Source organism: Mesorhizobium sp. M2A.F.Ca.ET.039.01.1.1, assembly GCF_003998035.1.
Classification (GTDB): domain Bacteria; phylum Pseudomonadota; class Alphaproteobacteria; order Rhizobiales; family Rhizobiaceae; genus Mesorhizobium.
The window spans coordinates 1-3758 of the sequence record NZ_RZRY01000618.1 but is presented as its reverse complement, the minus strand read 5'-3'; the positions used below and the strand labels follow the sequence as shown (position 1 = coordinate 3758).

4 protein-coding genes and 1 pseudogene are annotated in these 3758 nt (G+C 59.4%); 3 read left to right on the top strand and 2 right to left on the bottom strand.

Going from position 1 to position 3758, the window contains the following annotated elements; translation table 11 throughout:
* Window positions 1-29: 29 nt before the first annotated feature.
* Complete coding sequence (locus tag EOA24_RS30520) at window positions 30-320, bottom strand: hypothetical protein (RefSeq protein ID WP_127410413.1); 291 nt, start codon at window positions 318-320, stop codon at window positions 30-32.
* Between EOA24_RS30520 and EOA24_RS30515 the strand changes: the two genes are divergently transcribed.
* Window positions 319-684, top strand: a complete 366-nt coding sequence (locus EOA24_RS30515) for an IS110 family transposase (protein ID WP_245501890.1) — start codon at window positions 319-321, stop codon at window positions 682-684. The genes EOA24_RS30520 and EOA24_RS30515 overlap by 2 nt on opposite strands.
* 280 nt (window positions 685-964) lie before the next feature.
* Here the strand turns inward: EOA24_RS30515 and EOA24_RS30510 are convergent.
* Window positions 965-1263: pseudogene (locus tag EOA24_RS30510) on the bottom strand (transposase); the annotation flags it as partial.
* Window positions 1264-1925: 662 nt separating this feature from the next.
* Between EOA24_RS30510 and EOA24_RS30505 the strand changes: the two are divergent.
* Both EOA24_RS30505 and EOA24_RS30500 read left to right on the top strand, forming a co-directional pair.
* Window positions 1926-3368 carry a GMC family oxidoreductase gene (locus EOA24_RS30505; protein WP_127410412.1) on the top strand — a complete coding sequence of 481 codons (1443 nt, stop codon included), beginning with the start codon at window positions 1926-1928 and terminating at the stop codon, window positions 3366-3368.
* A 13-nt stretch (window positions 3369-3381) separates the two neighbouring features.
* Window positions 3382-3758: hypothetical protein (locus EOA24_RS30500; protein WP_127410411.1), on the top strand; the 377-nt coding region annotated here is incomplete at its 3' end.

The following is a 3758-nucleotide window of genomic DNA, read 5'->3' as shown; positions in this document are numbered from 1 at the left end:
CTATCTAACCGACGCTTTCGAACGCATGGTCAGCGGCGCCACGACGAACGATCAACTCCACGAGCTAAGGACTCCATCAGCGGCTTCGCCGATGCGCTCAGCGATTGTCGCACCGACCGACGCAGGTCCGCACTCAAGCCGCGGATTGTCTCCTCGATCGCATAGATCGCGTCATGAACCAGAAAATACGCCAGGCGGATCTTTCCCGACGATTTGGTCCCTCCCGCCAACGACGTATAGGCAGCATAGCCGTCGACTCGCACGCTGCGAGCCTCGCTCAGCGCGCGCACGAGCGCAATTTGCGAGCTCCTCGAAGGCATGCCCGATCTCGAAGAGATCATGGAGCCGCTGCTGGCCGCCCGGTGGAAGCTGCGTGCCGAATTTGTTCACGTGCACAAAAAAGTGCTCACGATCACCAGGAATGACGCGACCTGCCGGCGCGTGATGACGGTTCTCGGTGTCGGCCCCGTGGTGGCGCTCGCCTATGTCGCGACAATCGACATTCCGCAGCGGTTCAGAAGCTCCAAGGCGGTGGCGCCTATCCTGGGACTAACGCCGAAGCTCAACGAGTCCGGGGAAAGCAAGCGCGTTGGCTGCATATCCCTGTGCGGCGACGGCATGATGCGGACGTTGCTCTATGAGGCTGCCCAGACGCTGATGACTCGCGTAACGAAATGGTCGTGACAGATGCATGACGACTCCCAGGCGACGTGCGAGTGCGACAATTGCTTTGCGCATCCCGCGCCGCTTGGCGACCATCATCGCCCAGCCCTTGTGGTCACGGGAATGAGGCGGCACAATCTACACATCGTCCTGACCAGGTGCGCCCGGTACCGGCGCGACACAACGACCTCGCCTCATCCACCCTCCCGCGAAGGACGTCCGTCCGCCACTATCGAGCTTTTCCGTGTCTCCGGCGTCCTGACGTCTTTCGCAGGACCTTGCTTCTTTCCGGGCGCCATGGCGCCTTCAGGCTCTCGTCCAGGCGTTTGTTGATGGCAGAGATCGACGAGGCCGAGAAGGCATGGCCGCACAGCTCTTCGGTGATCATCTTGACCTTGCGAGTCGGCACCCCTTGCACATACATCTCCGCCAGCGTCGCCACCAAAGCGCGCTCCGAGCGCTGGTAGCGCTCGAACAACTCGGTGGAGAAGCGCCCCTACCGGTCCTGCTGAACCCGCAGTCCGATCTTGCCGACATGGGTGACATGACAAGCGTGCGGCCATAGTAACCCGAGCGGTAGCCGAGCCGCTCCGGCAGTCTGCAGCGGCTTACGGCAGACGCGCTGCTCCCCAATAGTGTCGATTGCCGTTTATCGCAAGCGTGCCCAACCTCACCCCGGGACTTCCAGGTGAATAGTTTGTGTTGTGCCGTCCTCGCTAGCTTAACAGCAGCTTCGACGGCCTTCGCCGGTGGGCCCGGGAACGGAAATTTATTTTTCAGACCGCGTCGGCGCAAAGCGCGGCCTTTCGATTTTTCGTGCCGAACACCGAGCATCACGGCCCATCGTCTGAATGCAAGGCGCGATGATCTGGATGATTGCTAGGGCAGCCCCTTCCACTGGCTTGCCTCCCAAATGGAGCCGGACACTTCTGCCTCGGTAGTTTCAGAAACTCTGCCGATTTGTCGCGTTTATGACTACATCAACCCACCTAGCAGAACAAAGCTTTTCGCGTAAGCTATTGAAATTACGAGGAAAGAAAATTCAAAGTCTCATTTCTCGCAATCGGCACGACTTTTGAAAGACTGGAGAGGTCGCGGCAAGAAGTCTTGGCAAACTACCCAACGTGCTAGCTAGTGGCAAACTCATTTTGCAGTGCGTATCAGAGCGATGCAACATTGAAATTTTCTCGCTGACCTACAGGTAGCCCGATCGCACCGTCATCGGCGTCAGCCGAAGGGGTCAGCGGCCAAAGAGGCCATAAATGGTACTTGACATCCGAGCCCAACAGGTCGCCGGCGAGCACTACGATCTTGTCGTGATTGGCTCCGGCTTCGGTTCAGTCTTCTTCTTGCACGAGTTCTCCAGGAGAAGAAAAGCGCGCGTTCTCGTCCTCGAATGGGGACGCCACAACACGCATGATTGGCAACTTGAGCACGGCTCAAACAGCAACGTCCAGCACGACAGCACCTATTCCAGCAACTCCAGCAAGCCGTGGGTCTACACCATCGGCCTGGGGGGCGGAACAAACTGCTGGTATGCGCAGACGCCACGCTTTCATCCGAAAGATTTCAGGCTGAAAAGTCTCTACGGCATCGGTCTCGATTGGCCGCTCAGCTATGACGATCTCGAGCCTTTTTACTGCACGGCCGAGGCGATCATGTCGATTTCCGGGGATCCTGATATGGCGGCGGTCATGCCGCGTTCCAGGCCTTTCCCGCAGCCGCCTCATCGCATGTCGGCGCCGGACCGGATGATGAAAGCGGCGCAGCCCGGCCAGCATTTCGTTATGCCGACTGCGCGCGCACGCATCGCGACGGAACAGCGCTCCGCCTGCTGTGCATCCTTCCGGTGCTGGCTGTGTCCAGTCGACGCGAAATTCACCGCCAATAACGGCTTCATGTATCTCTTCGAACATCCCGATGTTGCGGTGTGCCTCAATTCGGAGGTGCGCCGGCTGGAGTACACCGGAGGATCTGTCCAGTCGGCTACATTCGTAAATGAGGACAAGGAGTTCCAGGTCACGGCGGATTTGTTCGTCCTGGGGGCGAATGCCATTCAGAGCCCGGCGATAATGCTGCGATCGGATCTCGACGGCGAGTGGGTAGGACGTGGATTGCACGAAGGCTTTGGTTGGAATTTCGAGGCCTATCTCGATGGGATGGATAATTTCGACGGCTCGACGATCACAACCGGGCTGAATTTTGGCCTGTACGACGGACCACACCGGTCGGAATACGCCGCCGCACTTGTCTATTTCGAGAACCAGTGGTCGTATGGGATGCGTCCCGAACCAGGGCGGCTCCGGCAGACCCTGCCGCTGAGAGTCGTGACTGAAGACCTCGTCAAGCCGGAGAACCATGTCACGCTCGACGAGAACGAGGACGCCCACGTCGTTTACGCGGGGCCTTCCGATTATGCCGTGGAGGGCATGGCGCAGGCCAAGCAGCGGCTCGGTGAGCTGCTTCGGCCACTGCCGGTGCAGGAGATATTCGACCGAGGCCTATCAAAAACCGAATCGCATGTTCAAGGGACCCTGCGAATGGGGAGGGATGCCACGGATTCTGTCGTCGACCGGGACATGATCCACCATAAACTGAGGAATTTCGTCATCGTAGGTACCAGCACCTATCCGAGCTGTTCGTGCGCCAATCCCAGCCTGACTGCTGCCGCCCTCTCTCTCAGGGCGGCGAGCCACATCGCGTGAGGATCGATCCGGCATGATCACCGTTTCGAGACGCGTCGTGCTTGGGCTTTTGGGCGGCGGTGTGGCCTCTATCGGTCTCGCTTACGTTACGGTGCGCTCCTTCGCCCACGAGGACCTGGTCCGCATGGTACTTGAGCGCTATTTTGGGCCCTTGAACATGGCTGAGAACGAACTCCGGTCGTTCACCCAGGAGTTCCGCGCCCAGCGTCCGACGACCTTTCCGACCGAAAACTTAGCGGACGTTTCCGCGCTTCTGGAGAAGCTCAGGCTTGCATCCGCTGCCCGTCCAATCCTACCCGGCGACCGCGGGCAGAGGCTGGAGCATTTCGAGCGTTGGCTGCTCGCGGACTTCCACCTTTTGACCGACTATGCCTGGCGTCGTTCACCAGG